This is a genomic window from Pontibacter sp. JAM-7 (assembly GCF_048548695.2).
Lineage (GTDB): Bacteria > Pseudomonadota > Gammaproteobacteria > Pseudomonadales > Balneatricaceae > Neptuniibacter.
Map to the genome: position 1 here is coordinate 381,252 of NZ_JBLYIF020000001.1, position 18,859 is coordinate 400,110.

General features: G+C 48.8%; 13 protein-coding genes. 8 read left to right on the forward strand and 5 right to left on the reverse strand.

The genetic code is table 11. From position 1 onward, the window contains the following. Window positions 1–36 precede the first annotated feature (36 nt). Together ACFVYJ_RS01635 and ACFVYJ_RS01640 are read left to right on the forward strand one after the other, a co-directional pair. Window positions 37–891 carry a YncE family protein gene (locus tag ACFVYJ_RS01635; RefSeq protein WP_419414438.1) on the forward strand — a complete coding sequence of 285 codons (855 nt, stop codon included), beginning with the start codon at window positions 37–39 and terminating at the stop codon, window positions 889–891. A gap of 442 nt (window positions 892–1,333) precedes the next feature. After that, the gene (locus ACFVYJ_RS01640) at window positions 1,334–1,861 is read left to right on the forward strand and encodes a DUF1097 domain-containing protein (RefSeq protein WP_419414439.1); all 528 of its coding nucleotides are present in this window, start codon (window positions 1,334–1,336) and stop codon (window positions 1,859–1,861) included. Between the two features lie 941 nt (window positions 1,862–2,802). Here ACFVYJ_RS01640 and ACFVYJ_RS01645 read toward each other — a convergent pair. The 4 genes from ACFVYJ_RS01645 to ACFVYJ_RS01660 all read right to left on the reverse strand — a co-directional run bounded on the left by ACFVYJ_RS01645 (window position 2,803) and on the right by ACFVYJ_RS01660 (window position 7,762). Continuing rightward, a complete protein-coding gene (locus tag ACFVYJ_RS01645; protein WP_419414440.1) occupies window positions 2,803–4,017 on the reverse strand; it encodes a hypothetical protein in 1,215 nt (404 codons plus the stop codon). Between the two features lie 303 nt (window positions 4,018–4,320). Beyond that, window positions 4,321–4,776 (reverse strand): hypothetical protein, encoded by a 456-nt coding sequence (locus ACFVYJ_RS01650; RefSeq protein ID WP_419414441.1) that lies wholly within the window; start codon window positions 4,774–4,776, stop codon window positions 4,321–4,323. Window positions 4,777–4,844: 68 nt separating this feature from the next. Next, window positions 4,845–6,872 carry a sigma-54-dependent Fis family transcriptional regulator gene (locus tag ACFVYJ_RS01655; protein ID WP_419414442.1) on the reverse strand — a complete coding sequence of 676 codons (2,028 nt, stop codon included), beginning with the start codon at window positions 6,870–6,872 and terminating at the stop codon, window positions 4,845–4,847. A gap of 593 nt (window positions 6,873–7,465) precedes the next feature. Further along, window positions 7,466–7,762, reverse strand: coding sequence for a late competence development ComFB family protein (locus ACFVYJ_RS01660; protein WP_419414443.1), 297 nt, complete (start codon window positions 7,760–7,762; stop codon window positions 7,466–7,468). Between the two features lie 439 nt (window positions 7,763–8,201). On the opposite strand from ACFVYJ_RS01660, the gene ACFVYJ_RS01665 reads away from it, so the two are divergent. The 5 genes from ACFVYJ_RS01665 to ACFVYJ_RS01685 all read left to right on the forward strand — a co-directional run bounded on the left by ACFVYJ_RS01665 (window position 8,202) and on the right by ACFVYJ_RS01685 (window position 16,619). Next, window positions 8,202–8,588: a hypothetical protein gene (locus tag ACFVYJ_RS01665; RefSeq protein WP_419414444.1), complete on the forward strand. Its 387-nt coding sequence runs from the start codon at window positions 8,202–8,204 to the stop codon at window positions 8,586–8,588. 270 nt (window positions 8,589–8,858) lie between these two features. Further along, window positions 8,859–10,487 (forward strand): flavin-containing monooxygenase, encoded by a 1,629-nt coding sequence (locus ACFVYJ_RS01670; protein ID WP_419414445.1) that lies wholly within the window; start codon window positions 8,859–8,861, stop codon window positions 10,485–10,487. A 55-nt stretch (window positions 10,488–10,542) separates the two neighbouring features. Further along, a complete protein-coding gene (locus ACFVYJ_RS01675; RefSeq protein ID WP_419414446.1) occupies window positions 10,543–11,583 on the forward strand; it encodes an alpha/beta fold hydrolase in 1,041 nt (346 codons plus the stop codon). 1,025 nt (window positions 11,584–12,608) lie between these two features. Further along, complete coding sequence (locus tag ACFVYJ_RS01680; protein ID WP_419414447.1) at window positions 12,609–13,163, forward strand: helix-turn-helix domain-containing protein; 555 nt, start codon at window positions 12,609–12,611, stop codon at window positions 13,161–13,163. Between the two features lie 408 nt (window positions 13,164–13,571). Continuing rightward, window positions 13,572–16,619 (forward strand): CHASE domain-containing protein, encoded by a 3,048-nt coding sequence (locus ACFVYJ_RS01685; protein WP_419414448.1) that lies wholly within the window; start codon window positions 13,572–13,574, stop codon window positions 16,617–16,619. A gap of 263 nt (window positions 16,620–16,882) precedes the next feature. Here ACFVYJ_RS01685 and ACFVYJ_RS01690 read toward each other — a convergent pair whose 3' ends face one another. Continuing rightward, the gene (locus ACFVYJ_RS01690; protein ID WP_419414449.1) at window positions 16,883–17,227 is read right to left on the reverse strand and encodes a hypothetical protein; all 345 of its coding nucleotides are present in this window, start codon (window positions 17,225–17,227) and stop codon (window positions 16,883–16,885) included. 273 nt (window positions 17,228–17,500) lie between these two features. Here ACFVYJ_RS01690 and guaD point away from each other — a divergent pair, with 273 nt between their 5' ends. After that, entirely contained in the window at window positions 17,501–18,802 is a 1,302-nt protein-coding gene (gene guaD, locus ACFVYJ_RS01695) for a guanine deaminase (protein WP_419414450.1), read from the forward strand. Window positions 18,803–18,859 lie beyond the last annotated feature (57 nt).

The window sequence follows — 18,859 nt, forward strand, 5'->3', positions numbered from 1 at the left end:
TCAACCGCACATTCATCCATTGCGTGTGACCAAAAAATGCTCAAGCTTACCTTCATACTCCAAGCTATCCCCGTTGCGATTAAACAGTGCTGTGGGCTGGGGGCGATTATCGCTCTGCTATGGATTGCGATGCTGATGCTACAACCGAATGAGCAGTCAGGACTCGTCTTTGTTGCGGATGCTAAACAGGGCATGGTGAATGTGTATGATGCCAATAGTTTATGGATGCTGTCGCAAATAAAAACTGATTTTCAACCAACGCATTTGTATATCCATTCAGGTAAACAATTTTTATATGTTGTCTCCAGGGTGGATCGTCAGGTCGGTGTGGTGGATATCAAAACCTTACGCATGAAGCAGCGTATGGCGTTACCCGACTCCGCTCGCTGGCTGTGTTTTACGGACCATCAACCGGGACTTTTCAGTAAGAGTCCAGCAGGGGTAGCTATGCCGTTGCCGCTGCTAAAAAAAGGGGCCAATATTCCAGCTTCATCGGTCGTCGATCAAACCCCGCAAGGGCATAGCTGTCAGTCCCAGTTAATTGCTGAGCATGATCCGGACAGTGCTATTTTTACTGCGCAGAGACTGCAGTCTGGGGCCTCCGCTGTAACCTGGTATCAGAGTGGTTTCAGTCTGGGATCGGGTCTGGGCTCAGCGGCTGAGTGGAACTCCCGGCGCTGGTCTGATAACTGGCAACAGTTGTTCTTCTCCTCGCCACAATGGGTCAACCTTTCTCAACTAACCAACTATGGTTTCAGTCAAGACAATAACTGGCTGTATATATCTGTGCCGGATACGCAAAAATTGCGCGTTATTCATCTGCCGGATTATGCTAAAAACAGCGTCCTCTCGCTGAATTATGTGCCTTCTGCAGTAGCCGTCGATCGATAGCTAACAGCTACGAATAACGGCCTGTTGAATCATCTTTTTAACAGATAAAAAAACCGCTTGAGTCTGCGTGTGTAAGCTCCGTTTCTTCTCTGGTTTGAAATCTAAGCTGCATGTTATTCCGGTATTGGTCGCAGGTATTGCATTGATGCGTATTGTGCCAAGCCATCACTTGTTGCAGGTCTGACACAGTGAATGGGGCGAGTGTCGACTTTTTTGTTGCTGTATCTGTTATTTTTTGGGGACTAGTAAGAGTTGTGTTTTTTCTACGATTTTTATGATTTTAAGTTATTGATATTTAAGATAATAAACTATTTTTAAAATTTCGGCGTTTGCTGTTTTTTTTATTGAGATTGGCACCGAACCTGCAGTAACTGGTGTGAATTTGTCTTTAAGACGAATGACACATTTTCTAACCTCAAAAATAACTAAGGGAATGTCATTTATGAATCCTTTAACAGCAACCTCTCTGAGCATTGCGCTGTTCGGTGCACTGGCTACCTGGTTGGCGCTAAGCCCGTTATCAGGTTTTGTTCTGATCTGGGCGATTTTTATTGCCTGGGCGGCATTTGCTGCACTGGGAGCGGATAACAGTGCATTTAAAAACACTGTTGTCTGTGGACTGTTTGGCGTCATTATCGGCTGGGTGGGTGCCTATCTGTTTTTGGCGCTACCGTTCGCGGAAAGCATTGGCGTACCTTTGTGGGCAGCGATCGTGGTGGCTGTCACTGCGTTTTCGGTGGTCTTTGCGGCTAACCTGTCATTTCTAGGCGCGGTGCCCGCATCTGTGCTGGCCTATGCGGCGACCTTTGCTTATCTGCTGCAAACCGAAGGCAAAATGTCGTTGGGTACTCTGACGTCATCCTCTTTTGAGAACCCATTGTTGATTATTTCTCTGTCAGTGATTCTGGGCGCTGTGTTTGGCAAGGTTTCTACCCTTGCTGCTAACAGTGTGTCTGCCGCAGAGGCCTGATTGGTAATTTCGCTTCGCTCTCAGTATCGCCCCTCTACGCGATACTAAATCCGCTTGAGTCTTGGCGGTTTGCCCTGCATATGCAGGGCTTTTTTTGCTGTAAAAATGTTTATTTGACTGTCATGTGACTAGGAAACCTACGTATCAGTCCAAAACGCTTCTGGCGTGTAGAGCAACTTGAGATCAAGGCAGCGATTACAGGCATGCTGGTTGCCTGTCGAAAATCGGTAACGCAGAGATCGGATTGATCTGAAATCCCTATGGTGCGGGCTCTAAAGCAGCCTTCTGCTTTGTCAGGCAGTTTGGAAAGGACTTGTTATTCCACTGCGCAGCCTTTCGCGCATCAGGCTAATTTATCGCCCGCAGAGAAAGTTTTGGACTGATTCGCAGGTTCCCTATGGAGTAGCGGATTTTGATGAGCGTGTGACTGGCATGCTGAACCAGCCAGGTTACGCACAGTGGCTGTTTTATCCATGGTGTTATCTATGTTGTGCCCCATCGGCGGATAACTTAGTTCGGGTATTTCTGCGTCAATGCGAAGCCATGCTGCAGTTTGTAAGTGAGTGTTGGTGAATCTAACCCGGCCTGTGCAAAAACCGTTAGCTGAGTGTACGTAATCACTTGTTTTCTGTTTGGTCGCGGGGGTTCTGAATCAGATTTAATTTATGTTTCGTAACTTATGTTTAGTAATTTGGTTTTCAGTAACGTGCTGTGGCTATCATGGTTGTCTGTGCGAATGGGTGGGCAGGTGGAGTGAGACTTGAATTGAGTACGCGATAAGCCAGGTAGTGCTCTGGGGGTTTGGGTCCGTAGGGCAAGGGTACATGCACAGTTGGGGGCATGTATTGAAGTGCAGAACAAAAAAGGACATCCCGTAGGATGCCCAAGCTCGCCAAAGGGTGCGAAGATGAAGGCTAAGCATGGCTTAGCCGGGCTGAGACTTAGAAAGTAACGGAGGCTTCCATAATGAAACCATCCCATTCGGTGCCACCGGCAGCGCCGAATATGGTTGCGCCACCACCAGAGAACTGGTCTTCTTCCTGCTTCACATACTCAGCTTTGAACAGCGTAGCGTCGTTGAGCCAGAAGCCAGCGCCTAGCTGCAGGCGGGTTGCGTCACTTGGACCGCTAACACCGGTGCTCTTGTTGGTAGATTCGGCATAACGGGCAGCCAGGTATAAGCTGTTGCTCAGGTCAACCTTACCTTCAACTGACCAGAACTCCATTTTGGATTTTTCTTCGATATAGCTGGTTTGCAGGGAGCCTTCACCGCCCGCCCAGCTGTAATCATCTTCAGCTTCACCATACAGTGCGTGTAGCAGGAAATTACCCGCTTTGTACTGCACATCGGCCTGCCAGATAAAAGCATCTACGCCGGGCACAATCAACGGGTGAGTTGCACGGGCACTTGGTGCGGTATTGGCAAACTGGTAGTTATCACCATCACCAATAGCGATCAGAGAGCCGAATGGCTTGCCAACGACGCCTTCCAAGTCATGGTTGGTTTTGAATGTACCGACACCAAAAGACAGGCCATTATTCAGGTTGAGGGTACCGCGCAGGCCCAGGTTGTAACCGTGGCCAGGTGAGAAATCAGTGAAGAAATCAGGCGTCGCCAGTACGGCATCCCAAGTCATGTTAGTGCCGCTTTCCAGATTATGGGAGCCATACGCCCACAGACCTTCTTCAGCAGTGATCATGTCAACCAGACCGTTACCAACAAATGGATTGCTCTGTACAGCAGCCCCATCAGAGTAACGGATAAAGTTCATTGTGGTGGAGATCACATTACCCAGGCGGATACCGATGTTATTCGGCAGGTCAAACTGGATCCAGGCCAGATCCTGGCTGATAGCAGCACTGCCATTGTTCCAGTCGTTTGGTTCTTCAGCCAACTCGGCAAAAACAGACACATTTTCTGCAACCTGGGCATTAATGTTCAAAGCAAAACGCATACGCTGAAAAGCCGAATCGGCATCGGCATCGGCAGGGTTTACTGCGGCCCCATCGACATCGATACCGCTTTGCCAGGCCTGCATGGCTGCACCACTGATTTTAATTTTGCCATCCATAAACTCGGCAGCGTTGGCAACGCCTGAGGCGCTCATGGCAATTAATGCGGCAACAACATGCTTGCTGATTTGTGTTCGTTTCATTAACGAATCCCCCAAAATTAGACATTTTTTTATTTGAATGGATTAAAAGGGTTTTACATGCCCGTTTAATTCAAATCTGTTATCGCAATGCCTGTGCCAAATTAAATAGGCTTTGGTTTTTGTCTGAATAAAAATTCAAGCTGTTGATTTATAATGAATTTAATGAAATCTTTGTTTCGCTTTTTTTAATGGGTAAGGCTTGTAAGGCGTAGGGCTCAGATCAGTTGTTGCAGGGATGCATTACGGGTTGCGACAACTGACCTAAAAAAATGGCACCTGAAAAGGTGTCATTTAAGGGGGGAGTTATTTCTGGCTTAATTGCGGTGGTGCATTGATGGTGATGGCAATTTGATACTGATTATTTTGCTCGCCGACCAGATAAACGACTGAACCAAATTCAGCGGGTTCATCGCCGACAGTGTCTTCAAAATAGATTCGCATCAGATGGCTGACGGGCATATTGCTGTGATAGGCACGACTACCGACACTGAAATCTTGCAGAAACTGTGTGTCTGCTGCTTCGAACTCGGTACCGATCACTTTGCGGCCAAAGTTGTTGCGGGTATATACCCGAATCATTTTTTGTTTGTATTTTCTGACGCCGTCCCAATTGATAAGCTCAGAGATAGCATCGAAGTTTTTTGCTTCATGGGCTTGAAGGAATTGATCAAGCAGAGCTTCCTTGGTGGTGGGAAGCTCTGCTGCAAAGATGTTAAGGCTGGTTAGAACTAATGCGAGCGGCAGAAGTTTTTTAATCATTTTTATACTCTCCTTATTTACTGCTTTGAAATGCAGTCGGGATAAAGCAGAGCCTGTGCCAGTTATGATTAAAAAATTTCGTTAGGCTGCATAATGTTGTATTTCTTCATTTTGCGGTACACCGTTGAGCGGCAAATACCTAACTCATCAGAGACCTGGGTGATGTTCCATTTGTGTTTGCGCAGGCAGTCAAGTAGGTGTCGTCCCTCTTCATCACCGACTCGCTCTGATAGAGTGCTGACGCTGGTTTCAGCTTGGGGGCGGGGTTCTTCCGGCAGGTTTTTGTGGGTGCCTCTTAGTTCCACAGGAAGCGAGTCCATTGTGATATGCTGCTGCTCAGACACGGCCAGTGAATAGCGGAGTACATTTGCCAGCTGGCGGATGTTGCCCGGCCAGTGATAACCGTGCAACACCTGTAGCGCCTGCGGTGCAAACGTGACACCGTTAGCACCACCCAGCTCATTGTCCAGAATGCAGTTGATGATGTAGTCCTTGTCATCACGGTCTCTAAGTGACGGCAGTTTTAAGGCCATACCATTCAGTCGATAGTAAAAGTCTTCGCGGAATAGCTTTTCCTGTATACGTTGGGTCAAGTCTTGGTGAGTGGCCGAAATGACCTGAATATCAAGACGTGTGGGCTCTGTTGCGCCCAGGGGCAGGATCTCCCGTTCTGCCAGTGCCCTGAGTAAACGTGTCTGTAACTGCACCGGCATATCACCAATCTCATCCAGAAATATGGTGCCGCCGTTGGCGAGTTCCAGTTTGCCTTTCATGCCTTTGCGGTTGGCACCGGTAAAGGAGCCACTGCGATAACCAAACAGTTCACTTTCGATCAGTGATTCCGGTATTGCTGCGCAATTTAATGCGATAAAAGGGCCGTCTGCGCGATCACTGGCATCGTGAATTGCCCGGGCAAAGGCTTCTTTGCCGGTGCCGGTTTCGCCCGTTATCAGTATGGGAATGTCTTTGTTAATGACATGCCGGATCTGTTGCACATTCTGCTGTACCGACAGATCATGGCCGGCCAGCTGTGCCAGTGATGGATGTTTGTGTAACCGGGTTTTACTGATTTCTTTAGGCGCGTTGCTGGTAGCAACGGATTTTGTTGCAGGAATACGTAGGCTGATCTCAAGCTCTTCATTCAGAGTGGGTGATTGCGTCCGAACGCTACGGGCACCGCCATGGCTTTGATCCAGCATTTCGTCGACCGTTAGGCCCGTCAGCTCGATTATCGATAATCCCAGTAATTGCTGTTCTGTACAGAGTCGGTTTTCGTATTCGGCGAAAGCTGCACGGTTGGCGCCGATAATCACGCCTCGGTCATTGATGGCGATTAACTGCTCATGTGCCAGATCAGTAAAACCATTCAGGGGTTTCATGTACATAGTGATCTGGCTGCGATAGGCCTGGCGAAAGAAGGCGTTTTCAATCATTCGACTATACATCATGACCATTTGTAAGGTTAGGTACTGATGTTGCTTGTCGCCGTCAAAGCCAAGACAGGATGCATTCAGGCAGCCTTTCAGGTTACCCAGAGGGTCGAAAATGGGCGAAACTGAGCAGCTTAATTTGTTCTGTTCATGAAAAAAATGTTCTTGGCGATGGATGATCAGTGACTTCTTTTCCACCAGGCAGGTGCCAATACCGTTGGTGCCCATACTGTTTTCAGCCCAGCGTGAACCCAGAAGCAAGCCAGCATCCGTCCAGGTATCGAGCATGTGATCTGGTAGGCTGGCATCTAGTGCTAAACCCAATTCATCTGTCAGTAGAACTGCGTAGCCGGCTTGGCTGATGCGTTTTGACAGGCCGTTCAGGCCATTGCGTGCAATCTGTAAATAATCCTGATGCTGTTCCAGTTGCTGTTTAATTTCGCCAGAGGTGAGAATCTCGACCTCCTGGCTGATCGCGGGGTCAAGTCCATAATCAAGCAAGCTCCTTTCCCAAGAACGGGTTATCAGGGTATCGGGTAGTACATTACGTTCCTGAAAGTGATTGCTCACATAGTTAACCATATCCTTGGTTGATTTGGTGTGGTGAGGATTCTGCATGATCATTTCGCTCCAGTCTTCAGGGCCAGAGAACGTGCGTAGAAGCATGCTTGACTGTGAGGAGCCAGGCAGGGCCTGAAGGCATAGTCTTTTTTATTGTTTTAAACGTAGTCTAACAGTATTTGCCAATACCGTAGTTGAATTCATTGCAGGTTATGTGCCAGCTTCGGGAGTGTGGTATAGGCGTTTTTTGTGCCGCATGACATATGGTTAACCTGATGATTTATTAAGCTTTTGTGACTGCCTTATAAAAACATCTTTATTGCAGGGTAATAATGAAAAAAATAGATGCTGCACGTGTCGCGTATCTGAAAAATACATCTGTTGCAAAAGTGCTACAACTGTAGCATTTCTAGTCCAGCCGCTCGTCTGCAGCTGCGATTTGGCCAAAACAACCAGGTAATGGGTTGCAAGCGGCAGGGAACCTACGAATAAGCTCAAAACGCCTCTGAAAGCCTCATGGAGCGGGCTCTAAAGCAGCCTTCTGTTTTGTCAGGGAGCTTGGAAAGGACTTATCATTCCACTGCGCTGCCTTTTGCGCATAAGGCTGATTTATCGCCCGCAGAGCAAGTCTTGGACCTGTTCGCTGGTTTTCTAGCACCCGGTGCAGATGCTAGTGTATGAAAAAGGCTGGTGAGCCTTCAGTCGTGGGGGTTGGACTGTACGATTTGAATGGCCTTGAGCACCTGGTAGCGGGCAAACTTTTCCAGGCTTTCAAGTTCTGCCTTCAGGCTAGGGGGAAAGGATTGTTTATCCAGTACGTTGCATACATATTTCGGCGGCACGTTATTCAGGGCGATGGCGGCAATGTCCTGTACGGTGATGGAGGTTAAGCTGATCTGTTCTTCACCCGCTTCGATGATCTTATGCAATTGTTTAAAAACGATTTCTTCGGTCAGGTTCACCAGGTCATCGGTGTAATACATTTGTTTATACATAACTGATCCTTAACATCAGGTCACCGTTAATAGGAGCCGGTCCTGTTATGACAGTACCCTGCTCGGAACACTATCATATGCCAATTACCAGCCTAGCAAAAAGCCGTCATGCAGAGTGGATATTTTACCGTGATGACTCCTCTGTAGCGTAGCAGCTTCATTGTCAGTGTAACCGCCGCTTCGGCTATGTATGGCAGGTCTAGCAGGGGGACGTACGGTCATGTAATCGGCCCACTTTTCTCGCGGTATTAGAAATCCTTACCTCACTTTAGGAAATATTCAAAACAATCTAAAGAATGTTCAATTAATTTAATGTTTGTCTGTAGTACTTTTTAGATATTTCGTAGATGAATTGTTTGTTTGCTGGTTTGAAAATTCTACATAACCAAAAGGTTCTATAGAATTTTCCATAGAAATATAAAAAAGGTCGTAGATAATCATGAATCAATCCAGGAAAGGTAATTTGAAGTCGGCTAGGCGTATTCTTGATAATCATATTTTTTTATATAACAAATATGTCGATGACATTATTAATGTGCAGAGGAATACAGTGGTCGACCAGTTGATGGAAGATTATGATAGTACGTCCGTGTTGGTAGTGAATGATAAATTTTATTTGGGTGAGGATAGTATAAAAAAATACTACGAAAATTTCTTATATGATGATTTTTGTCCATTAAAGAAAAAAGTGCAGATTGAAACCTTGATTGTTGAAGGGGATCTTGTGCACTTGAAATGGGATGCGAAACCCGCTTTTGATGAAACGGCTGAAATTATTTACGTGCATGAAAATAAAATAAAATATCAAAAAATATCCTATAAGTAAGACCTGTTTCCCTACTCCTTTTCGTGGCATGGCGGGGTTGTTGCCCCTGATGACCTTGCTTGCCGCTTTTTTGGGTTTGTCTCAATTTTCCCCACTGACTTTCTGCTTTTAGTTGCCAGATTTTTTCAAAAAACACACCTTTTTTTGCAATATAAAAACGTCCGTTATGGTTACCGTTAAGGCGTCACTTTAAATGAGTCTTTCCAAGAAAAAGCATTTAATTAATGTCTTGGTATGGCTCAGGATAATCATAAGAAACGGAGAGGTGTTATGAGTCCTACTACTGAAAATGTAACAGTATTAGATGCAATGGTAATTGGTGCAGGGGTTGCTGGTTTATATCAGCTGCACCGTTTACGTGAAATGGGGATGAGTGTGCGGGCTTATGAAACAGCGACAGGTGTGGGTGGTACCTGGTACTGGAATCGTTACCCTGGCGCACGTTTTGATTCCCAGGCTGAGATCTATCAGTATTGGTTCTCGGAAGAGTTATATAAATCCTGGAAACCAAGTGAGCGTTTCCCGGCGCAGCCTGAAACAGAAGAGTGGTTAAATTTTGTGGCTGATCGCCTGGATCTGAAAAAAGATATTCAATTCAGTACCCGTATTGCTTCAGCTCATTATGATGAGGAAACTGGTCGCTGGAATGTCACCACGGATGCGGGTGAGCATATCAACTGTCAGTTCCTGGTGGCTTGTTGCGGCATGCTGTCTGCGCCATTGGAGAATCGCTTTAAAGGTCAGCAAACATTCAAGGGTGAAGTGTATACCACCGGTCTATGGCCAAAAGGTGAAGTAAACCTGAAAGGTAAAAAGGTCGCTGTGATTGGTACCGGCGCTACCGGTATTCAGGTTATCCAGACTATCGCACCTGAAGTCGGTTCTATGAAGGTGTTTGTACGCACACCTCAGTACATTATTCCTATGCGTAACCCTAAGTACAGCGAACAGGATTGGGCAGGTTGGTGTGACCGTTTCAACGAACTGAAAGCTAAAGTACGTACCACGTTTGCCGGCTTCGACTACGATTTCCATGACAAAGCCTGGGCCGATTGTTCGGTTGAAGAGCGTCAGGCACTGCTGGAAGACCGTTGGGAAAATGGTTCTCTGGCACTGTGGCTGGCGTCGTTCCCCGAGATGTTTGTGGATGAAGGTGTCAGCGAAGAGATCTCTGAGTTTGTACGAGGCAAGATGCGTAGCCGCCTGGGTAATGATGAGCGCCTGTGTGATCTGTTGATTCCGGATAAAGATGACTACGGTTTTGGTACCCACCGTGTACCGTTGGAAAACAAGTACCTGGAAGTGTACTTACAGGACAATGTAGAAGCGGTGGATTGCCAGGCTGCACCGATTCAGGAGTTTGTACCTGAAGGTATTAAAACTGCTGATGGCACAGTGCATGAATTCGATGTAATCATTTTGGCGATCGGTTTTGATGCAGGTTCCGGTGCGTTGAGCCGTATTGATTTCCGTGGTCGAGGCAATCGTTCTCTGAAAGAGCAGTGGCAGCAGGAGATTACCACCGCCATGGGTATGCAGATCCACGGTTATCCAAACCTGTTCACCACGGGCGCGCCACTGGCACCGTCTGCAGCACTCTGTAACATGACCACCTGCTTGCAGTATCAGGTGGATTGGATTACCAACTGTATCGATCATGCGATCAAAAACGGCAAAAAAGTGGTTGAAGTGTCTCAGGAAACCGAAACGCAGTGGGTTGAACATCATGACGAAGTTGCTTCTAAAACATTGGTCGTGAAAACTGACTCTTGGTATATGGGCTCCAACGTGGAGGGCAAACCGCGCCGTCTGATCTCCTATATCGGTGGTGTCGGTAACTATCATAAGCATTGCGATGAGGTTGCGGCTGAGGGGTATCCCGGCTTCGAGATGCGGTAATCAGCAACGTCAAATAGAAAGGCTTACACCCTGATCACAATAAGAGGTGAATGATATGAGTGATTACTACTCACAGGAAAATCATGGCCCGTTTGAACTCATCGATATTGGTGATTTGAACCTGGAAGAAGGTGGCCAAATACCTAACTGCAAACTGGCGGTTTCCATATTTGGTACCCTGAATGCAGCCAAGGACAATGCCATCCTGATCCCGACCTGGTACTCCGGTACTAACAAGATCATGGAGCAGGTATATCTCGGTGAAGGCCGGGCATTGGACCCAGCCAAGTATTTCATCATTATTGTCAATCAAATCGGTAATGGTTTATCGACCTCTCCCAGCAATGCCGAGGGAGAGTTGAGTGGAGCGGGTTTCCCGTATGTCAGGATTGGCGATGATGTCAGGGCGCAGTATAAGCTGCTAACTGAGCACTTCGGGCTGGAAAGTCTGGCGTTAGTTGTTGGTGGCTCTATGGGGGCTCAGCAAACGTATGAATGGGCGGTGCGCTACCCTGAGTTTGTTAAACGCGCAGCTCCCATCGCAGGTACAGCGAAAAACAGTGAACATGACTTCATCTTCGCTGAGACCCTGGCCGAGGCCATTATGACCGACCCTAATTTCAATGCTGGCAATTATGCCTCAGCGGAATCGGTAGCGGATGGTCTCAAACGCCATGCTAAGCTTTGGACTGTGATGGGGTGGAGCACAGACTTTTTTGCTGCAAACCGTCACAAAGCGCTGGATTTTGAGTCCATGCGTGCTTTTGTTGATGAGTTCATGACCGGTTATTTTGCCCCGATGGATCCAAATAACCTGTTACGGATGCTCTGGAAATGGCAGCGTGCGGATGTAAGCCGCCATACCGCAGGTGATCTTGCTGCGGCGCTGGGAAGGGTTCAAGCCAGAACGTATGTGATGCCGATCAGTCACGATATGTTCTTTCCACCATCCGATGCGTTAGAAGACCAGAAGCAGGTTACCAACAGCGAGTTTCGGCCTTTGCATTCGATTGATGGTCACCTGGGTCTGTTTGGTACTGATCCAGCCATGCTGGAGCAACTTGATAGTTATTTGGGTGAGCTGTTGCGGTCGTAAGGCCGCTCTCAATCCCAATTCTTGACAATCAGCTCTCCTGTTTAGGTGAGCTGGGGGAGCCTACGAATAAGCCCAAAGCGACTCTGAAAGCCCCATGGGGTAGGCTCTAAAACAGCCTTCTGCTTTGTCTTGCAGCGTAGAAAGGACTTGTCATTCCACTGCGCGGCCGTTCGCGTATAAGGCTAATTTATCGCCCGCAGAGAAAGTCTTGGGCTTGTTCGCAGGTTCCCTGGGTACAGGTCGACAACCTTTAGAGAAGATATACGCGGCAGTAAGGACTCATATTGCTGATTGATATCTTTTAGGGGGTGATGCTTAGCAAGCCCCCCTTTTTTTGTTGTTTTAATCTCCATGTAGCCTGCAATGGTTTGTTGTGCATTGACGATCCGCAGCCTGGGTGTGCGTATGATCTTCAGACAAATCGTTCGAATTTCGAACGGTTGCTCCCGCCTTTTTTTTGAAAAAATCAGAAAAGTATTTATTTTTCAGATAGGTATATATTGTGTTTTTGTTTGGCACAGTGCTTGCGTTGCAAGTAATTGCACGGGTAGAAGGTTTGCCCGGGCGTTTGAAACGCGACATTGCGAGCGTGTTAAAAATAATAAGATGATACAACCGCCGGAAGGCTTGGCTGATGTTGCAAAAAGTTAAACATACCTTGTGCGACAAGAGCGGGTTGCTTCCCATGAGAGTTGACGCGTATGCCACATATAATAAAACCTCAGGAACTCCCACAGTGGGTGCCTGGCAAGTTGTTAAGTACCAGTGAAAATCTAGGCTGGCATGGAATTGCGCAGCGTTCCTATCGCTATCAGGGGCAAGATGTTCCCATTCCTCCTATCGATCATTACATGATTGTGCGTTACAACAGGGCCCATACTCCCATGCAGCGGTGTTTTGATGGGCGCTGGAGTAAGAAAGTCTGCAGCTCTGGCGATCTATCCTTATTGACCAGCCTCTCGGATTCGCATTGGTGTTGGACTCAGGAAATTGATGTCGACCATGTTTATATCTCAAATGAGCTTATGTCACGTGTCGCATGTGATGCGCTGGATAAACCCATTGATGAAGTGTTCTTGCATGACCTGCTACAGATGCAGGACCCCGTGCTGCTGCAGGTTGTTGATGCCATTCATAATGAGGCGCGTAATACCGGCCTTGGTGGGGCACTGTATGCCGAATCGCTGGGTTTGCAATTGGCCGTGCACCTGTTACGCAACTATGCCAACGTCACGTTTAAGGCTTCAGAATCGGTAGGGTCTCTGACCCCGCTGCAAAAGCGGCGGTTGGTAGAGTATATCCACAGCAATATCCAGAACAGCATTCGCATGGAGGGTCTGGCCGAGATAGTGGGAATGGGGGTCTGGACCTTTTCCAGAAAATTTGCCGATACCTTTCAATGTACCCCGCATACATTTGTAACCTCATTGCGGGTTGAAAAAGCCAAACAGATGCTGACTGACGGGAACTGTGCCATTAAGCAGATTGCCGGTGACTGTGGCTTCTCTGATCAGGCGCATTTGACCCGAGTGCTACGCGCTAAGCTTGGTGTCACTCCGGGGCAATTGCGCCGTGCTTAGTACAGCACCAGATGATGCCAAAAGCGATAACGTCTCACCCCCTCTCTGGGCCTGAAATCTGATAATCAGGACAGGGTTTAATGATCCATTTTCAGCCGCGCCGATCAGGTAATTTATGTTGCTTGACCGGCGTTTTTTTATGTCAATACATCGCTGTTGCTTATCGCAAGTTAACATCGAAAAGTTGCTTTTTTTTAAGGCTTTAGTCGAGTATTCATTTTGTTTCAAACACTTGAGCTTTGATAGCTGGCAGCGTAGAGTTTTAAAATTCTATCAGGCACCGCTTATGGCACTTGATTGCAATAGTGGTGGATTATGTTTGCCTACCGTATTAAATAACTTATAAAGCTATAATTCTCTGAGCACAAACAGTGAGTCCATTACCTGACAATGACAACTGCAGAGGCTGTGCGTTTGACTAACTCGAACACGTCTTTCCGCTCCCTTCTTTGGGCAGCACTGATTTTAGTTGTGGGCTTGGTGCTTGCTTTTCTGGTCACCCGACAGATAGCCAATTTTCAGCACGCTCAGGCACAGCAACGGTTTGACACCCTGGCCGATCAGGTGCTCGGTAGCTTAACCGGCCGGGTACTGAAATATGAGCATGGCCTGAGGGGCATGCGGGGTGTTGTCAATGCATTGTGGCCGGATGAGCTGAACTATGAAAAAGTGCTCTCCTATGCCGCTAGCCGGGAAGTGGATAGGGAATTTCCAGGTTCTCGTGGTTTTGGTTTTATCCAAAAAGTGCCAAGAAATCAGGAGGCCGCTTTTCTACAGGCGGCGCGGGAGGTTGGCCGGTCTGATTTTAAGATCAGTGAGCTGAACGCACACGTCCATGACCGGCTGGTAATCCGTTATATAGAACCGGTCACTAACAACCGGCAGGCCGTCGGACTGGATATCGCTTCAGAAAATAACCGGCGTACTGCAGCATTACAGGCGATGCGGACTGGTGAGGCTACACTGACCCACCCGATTACACTAGTGCAGGCATCTGGTGCTGTACGGCACGGTTTTTTGCTGTTGATCCCTACGTATACCCCCGGCATGCCGATGGCAACGCCGGCAGAGCGAGAAGCAGCGGCATTTGGCCTCGCATACACCCCGCTGTTGATGGATGAAATACTGGAAGGGCTGGACATGATCGGACAGGAACTTTCCCTGACCGTGTTGGATATTGATGCTGATGGCAGTCCCAGCCTGTTTTATGCCGCAGGGGAATTGGCTGAATCGCAACGGCAGCCGAGTTTGACCGGTCAGCGGCCCATTCATCTGTTCGGTCGTGACTGGATTGTCGAGGTGAAAGCACTACCGGCGTTTTTCTCCCAGCTCAACCACCAACCACCGGTGCGAATTTTCTTCCTGCTTGCTTTGGCATCCCTGTTACTGGCCACCGTGTTGTATGGTTTTCTGGAGCTGCGTTCACGCAAGCACCGCTCACTGCGGGAACAGGCACGTATGGCTGCGATCATTGAAGGCTCTAACGATGCCATTATTGCTTTAGACGGGGCACGTAAAATATCCCTGTTTAACGCAGCGGCAGAAGCTATATTTGGCTACTCGGAAAGCGATGTTATCGGCACGGATGTTGAAGTGTTATTGCCGGGTCTAAACCTTGATCAATTCATCTCACCCGACCGGGCTCTCCGGTCTGATAAATATGCTAGTGCACAAATGCCGCTGCGTGCCCGCCAGATTGATGGTAGGCATCGACAGGGCAGTACCATTCCGACGGAGATAAACCTGTCGGTTACCCAGATGGACGGGCAGGATACATTGACCCTGATTGTGCGCGATATTACTGAACGCCAATTGTTAGAAAAACAGTTACGCCAGCAAAATGATGAACTGGAACGCCGGGTAACTGAGCGCACTATCGATCTGGAACGCGCTCGCGCAGAGGCCGAAAAGTTATCCCAGATTAAAAGTGAATTCCTGGCCAACATGAGCCACGAAATCCGTACCCCACTGCACGCTGTTTTGGGTATGGTCTCACTGCTTCGTGAGAGTACGTTGCAGCAAGAGCAGCGAGTTCAGGCGGAAACCATACATGAGAGCGCGCAAATGCTGCTGGGGTTGATTAATGACATTTTGGATATCTCCAAAATCGAAGCGGGCAAAATTGAACTGGAACCCGTTGATTTTAATCTGTTGTCATTACTCGAAGGTCTGGAAAACTCATACCGTCCTATGGCAGAGCACAAAGGCCTTGTGCTGACCACAGAGTGTGAGGTGCAGGCACCGCTGTGGTTACGCAGTGATGTGGCACGTATCCGCCAAATCCTTACTAACCTGGTCGGCAATGCAATAAAGTTCACCGAGCAGGGACAGGTGCAGATCAAGTGCCAAATCCTCGATGCCGGCAGTGATAGTGTACATCTGTTATTCAGTGTCAGGGATAGTGGAATTGGTATTAGCAAGCAGCAGCAGGCGAGTCTGTTTCAGCGTTTTCAGCAGGTAGACGGCTCGTTGACTCGTCGCTATGGTGGTACCGGTCTGGGGCTGGCTATCTGCCGACAATTGGCGGACCTGTTGCAGGGCAATGTGACAGTCAGCAGCGAGGAGGGGGTTGGTTCGACCTTTACTCTGGAGCTTCAGCTGCCAAGAGGTACGGCCGCGGCAGAGAGTTCAGATACGCATCTGGATGAAAAGACCTTTTCTGGCCGGGTGTTGGTGGTTGATGATGTGGCAGCCAACCAGTTGTTGGCCAGCATGACCTTGCGCCGGTTTGGGTTGGCGGTGGATGTGGCGGATGATGGTCTGGCAGCGTTACGCCAGTTGGCCATGTTTCAATACGATCTGGTATTTATGGATATGCAGATGCCAGAGATGGACGGTCTGGAAGCTACCCGTCGCTTACGCAGTGGTGCAGTGGCCGGTGCCGATAGCAGAGTTCCTGTGGTTGCCATGACGGCGAATGCTATGGAGGGCGATAAACAGCGTTGCTTACAAGCGGGTATGGATGACTACATTGCGAAACCGATTGAGCCAGCTGCACTGCAACGGGTTTTACAGCAGTGGTTATCAGGGCAGGCGGTCAAAAGTGTTGAGCCTTTTGCACAACCCAATGTGAGCCTTCCTGCTGTGGCGCCAATCGTTGCGCTTGAAGCTTCAAATTCAAGTGTATGGGATTTACCGGGTCTGTTAGAGCGTGTCATGGGGGATCGGAATCTGGCAGCTAAGCTGCTTCAGGCCTGGCTATCCGAATGGCCGGATATGTTCTACCGGCTAGCCGAATCGGTGGACCAACGTGATGCTGAAGCTATAGCGAAGCATGCCCATGCCATCAAGGGTGCTGCAGCAAATCTGGATGCCAACACCGTGCGGGATCTAGCTCTGGAGCTGGAGTTGTCCGGCAAGCAGAATCAGCTTAATCAGGCAGATGCTTTGTTGGCGCAGCTTGACATAGCACAGCAGCAGTTTGAGCAAACGGCCCGGCAGGAACTTAACCTGTAACGCGGTTCTTCTTCTGCACCGGGCCATCATGCCCGGTGTTTCTTACGTGGGTTCATTTTCACCGCCTGCTGCAATTAAATGCAGTTTTTGGATATTCCGTGCATTTTTCGACCATAAACCCTGTCTTAACCTCGTTATTTTAACCTCAGGCCTTCCTCTTTAAGGTCTCACGATAATAAGAAAATCGAGGTTAAAAATGATCGACAATAATTACGACTCTCCAGACCTACATGGCCACTACGAGTTGCATTCAATTGGTGTTCTTAAGTTTTCAGGGAGAGGTTCAAGCCCAGCTCGGCAAGTTTTTTGGCAGCCAGATCGATATGTACACGAATCTCATGATCGGTGCAGCGGCGTCCAGAACGTTGTCGCCGGTCGGATGCCTGCGCACGCTCTGCATCTTTGCGCCGGTTTCTGATGATTCTGCGCTCACAGCACCGTCGTCTGCGCTCCTTGCCAGCGTAGTTCTGCTGCTGGTATCTGAGGTACCATTCACGGGCGATCGCGAGTGAGGGCATCGGCTTGCTGACAGCGGTCAGGCGCGGTGCTTTTTTGGCCCAGACGTAAAAAATACGTTCGCCATCGAAATCTCTGACCAGAAAGATCATCCCCAATACTCACTTGCTGCAACCGCCTGCGAGCTGCAGGCAGGCAGTAACCCCGTTGTTACTGCTGGTTTTATTGTAAAGGATCGCTGTGATCGGGCCAAACAGCTCACCAGGTAAAGGCAGTCAGACGCTAGCTGATACCAAGTTAGGGCGGAGTGGTATGGGGGGAACAGATAAAACCCAGTGTCTTGCTGGTAGCAGCAGTTGTCCTTGTACTTAATGGCCGTTTAAACTGACTGCCTTCTTAGGCAAGTTAAACTGCAAGGGTGCTCTATGAAACAGTGTCAGGCTTTTCGGGGGCGTGTACTGCACTTTACCGATAACCCACAACACTCCGGCGAAGCGGCTTATGAGTATTGGTCCGATGGCATGTTGCTGGTGGCCGATGGCAAAATACACCATGCCGGTGACTGGAATAGCCTGGCCTCGAAACTGCCAGCAGGCACTGAGTGTATCGAATACCCTCATCATCTGCTGATTCCGGGGTTTGTTGATAGCCATATTCATTACCCGCAAACTGAGATGATTGCGGCTTACGGTGAGCAACTGCTGGACTGGCTGCAGCGCTATACCTTTCCGGTTGAGATGCAGTTTGCTGATCCTGATCACTGTGCCGCTGTTGCCCGCTGGTTTCTGGATGAACTGTTGCGTAATGGCACCACGACGGCGATGGTGTTTTGCACCGTACATCCAACCTCGGTTGATGCGCTGTTTCAGGAAGCTTGGGAGCGACGTTTGCGTTTGATCGCAGGCAAAGTTTTGATGGACCGGAATGCGCCTGAAGCGTTACTGGAAGATGCAGAGACGGGGTATCAGAGTTCACAACAGCTGATAGAGCGTTGGCATGGAGTTGATCGTCTGTCCTACGCAGTTACTCCCCGTTTTGCCCCTACCAGCAGCTCCGAACAGTTGGCGCTGGCCGGCAAGTTGTTGAAGCAATATCCGGGGCTCTACTTGCAGACGCACCTGTCAGAAAATTTGGCTGAACTGGCGTGGGTAAAAGATCTGTATCCGGATGCCCGACACTATCTTGATGTGTATGCACAAGCCGGGCTACTCGGGCCCCGCAGTGTATTTGCCCATGGCATACACCTCTGTGCAGATGAGTGGAACCGCCTGGCTGAAACGGACTCTGTGCTGGCGCATTGCCCCAGTTCCAACCTGTTTCTGGGTTCAGGATTGTTTGATTTGCAACAGGCCCAGGCCAGTGGTGTGCGCTTAGGTATGGGTACGGATGTGGGCGCCGGCACCAGTTTTTCCATGTTGCAGACGCTGGCTGATGCCTACAAGGTCCAGCAGCTTCAGGGGGTGGGACTGGAGCCGTTGCAGGCTCTGTATATGGCGACCCTCGGTGGTGCCAGAGCCCTTTCGCTGGATCACTTGATTGGTAGTTTCCAGCCTGGGTATGAAGCCGACTTTACTGTGCTTGATCTGCATGCGACGCCTTTGATCCAGCAACGGCTGGAGTATTGCAGGGAACTCAAAGACTTGTTGTTTGTGTTGCAAACACTGGGTGATGACCGCTGTGTAGCCGCGACTTATATATTAGGCCAGTGTTTGTATCAACGGTTGTAGTGCAACGCTGACGCAGGCCAATTTGGGGGTGGGCTGAGGGCTGCTTCAAATTCTGTT

Bases quoted from the DNA above. Each gene is read 5' to 3' on its own strand.
- ACFVYJ_RS01635 (WP_419414438.1), top strand. From the start codon at position 37: ATGCTCAAGCTTACCTTCATACTCCAAGCTATCCCCGTTGCGATTAAA.
- ACFVYJ_RS01640 (WP_419414439.1), top strand. From the start codon at position 1,334: ATGAATCCTTTAACAGCAACCTCTCTGAGCATTGCGCTGTTCGGTGCA.
- ACFVYJ_RS01645 (WP_419414440.1), bottom strand. From the start codon at position 4,017: ATGAAACGAACACAAATCAGCAAGCATGTTGTTGCCGCATTAATTGCC.
- ACFVYJ_RS01650 (WP_419414441.1), bottom strand. From the start codon at position 4,776: ATGATTAAAAAACTTCTGCCGCTCGCATTAGTTCTAACCAGCCTTAAC.
- ACFVYJ_RS01655 (WP_419414442.1), bottom strand. From the start codon at position 6,872: ATGCTTCTACGCACGTTCTCTGGCCCTGAAGACTGGAGCGAAATGATC.
- ACFVYJ_RS01660 (WP_419414443.1), bottom strand. From the start codon at position 7,762: ATGTATAAACAAATGTATTACACCGATGACCTGGTGAACCTGACCGAA.
- ACFVYJ_RS01665 (WP_419414444.1), top strand. From the start codon at position 8,202: ATGAATCAATCCAGGAAAGGTAATTTGAAGTCGGCTAGGCGTATTCTT.
- ACFVYJ_RS01670 (WP_419414445.1), top strand. From the start codon at position 8,859: ATGAGTCCTACTACTGAAAATGTAACAGTATTAGATGCAATGGTAATT.
- ACFVYJ_RS01675 (WP_419414446.1), top strand. From the start codon at position 10,543: ATGAGTGATTACTACTCACAGGAAAATCATGGCCCGTTTGAACTCATC.
- ACFVYJ_RS01680 (WP_419414447.1), top strand. From the start codon at position 12,609: ATGTCACGTGTCGCATGTGATGCGCTGGATAAACCCATTGATGAAGTG.
- ACFVYJ_RS01690 (WP_419414449.1), bottom strand. From the start codon at position 17,227: ATGATCTTTCTGGTCAGAGATTTCGATGGCGAACGTATTTTTTACGTC.
- guaD (WP_419414450.1), top strand. From the start codon at position 17,501: ATGAAACAGTGTCAGGCTTTTCGGGGGCGTGTACTGCACTTTACCGAT.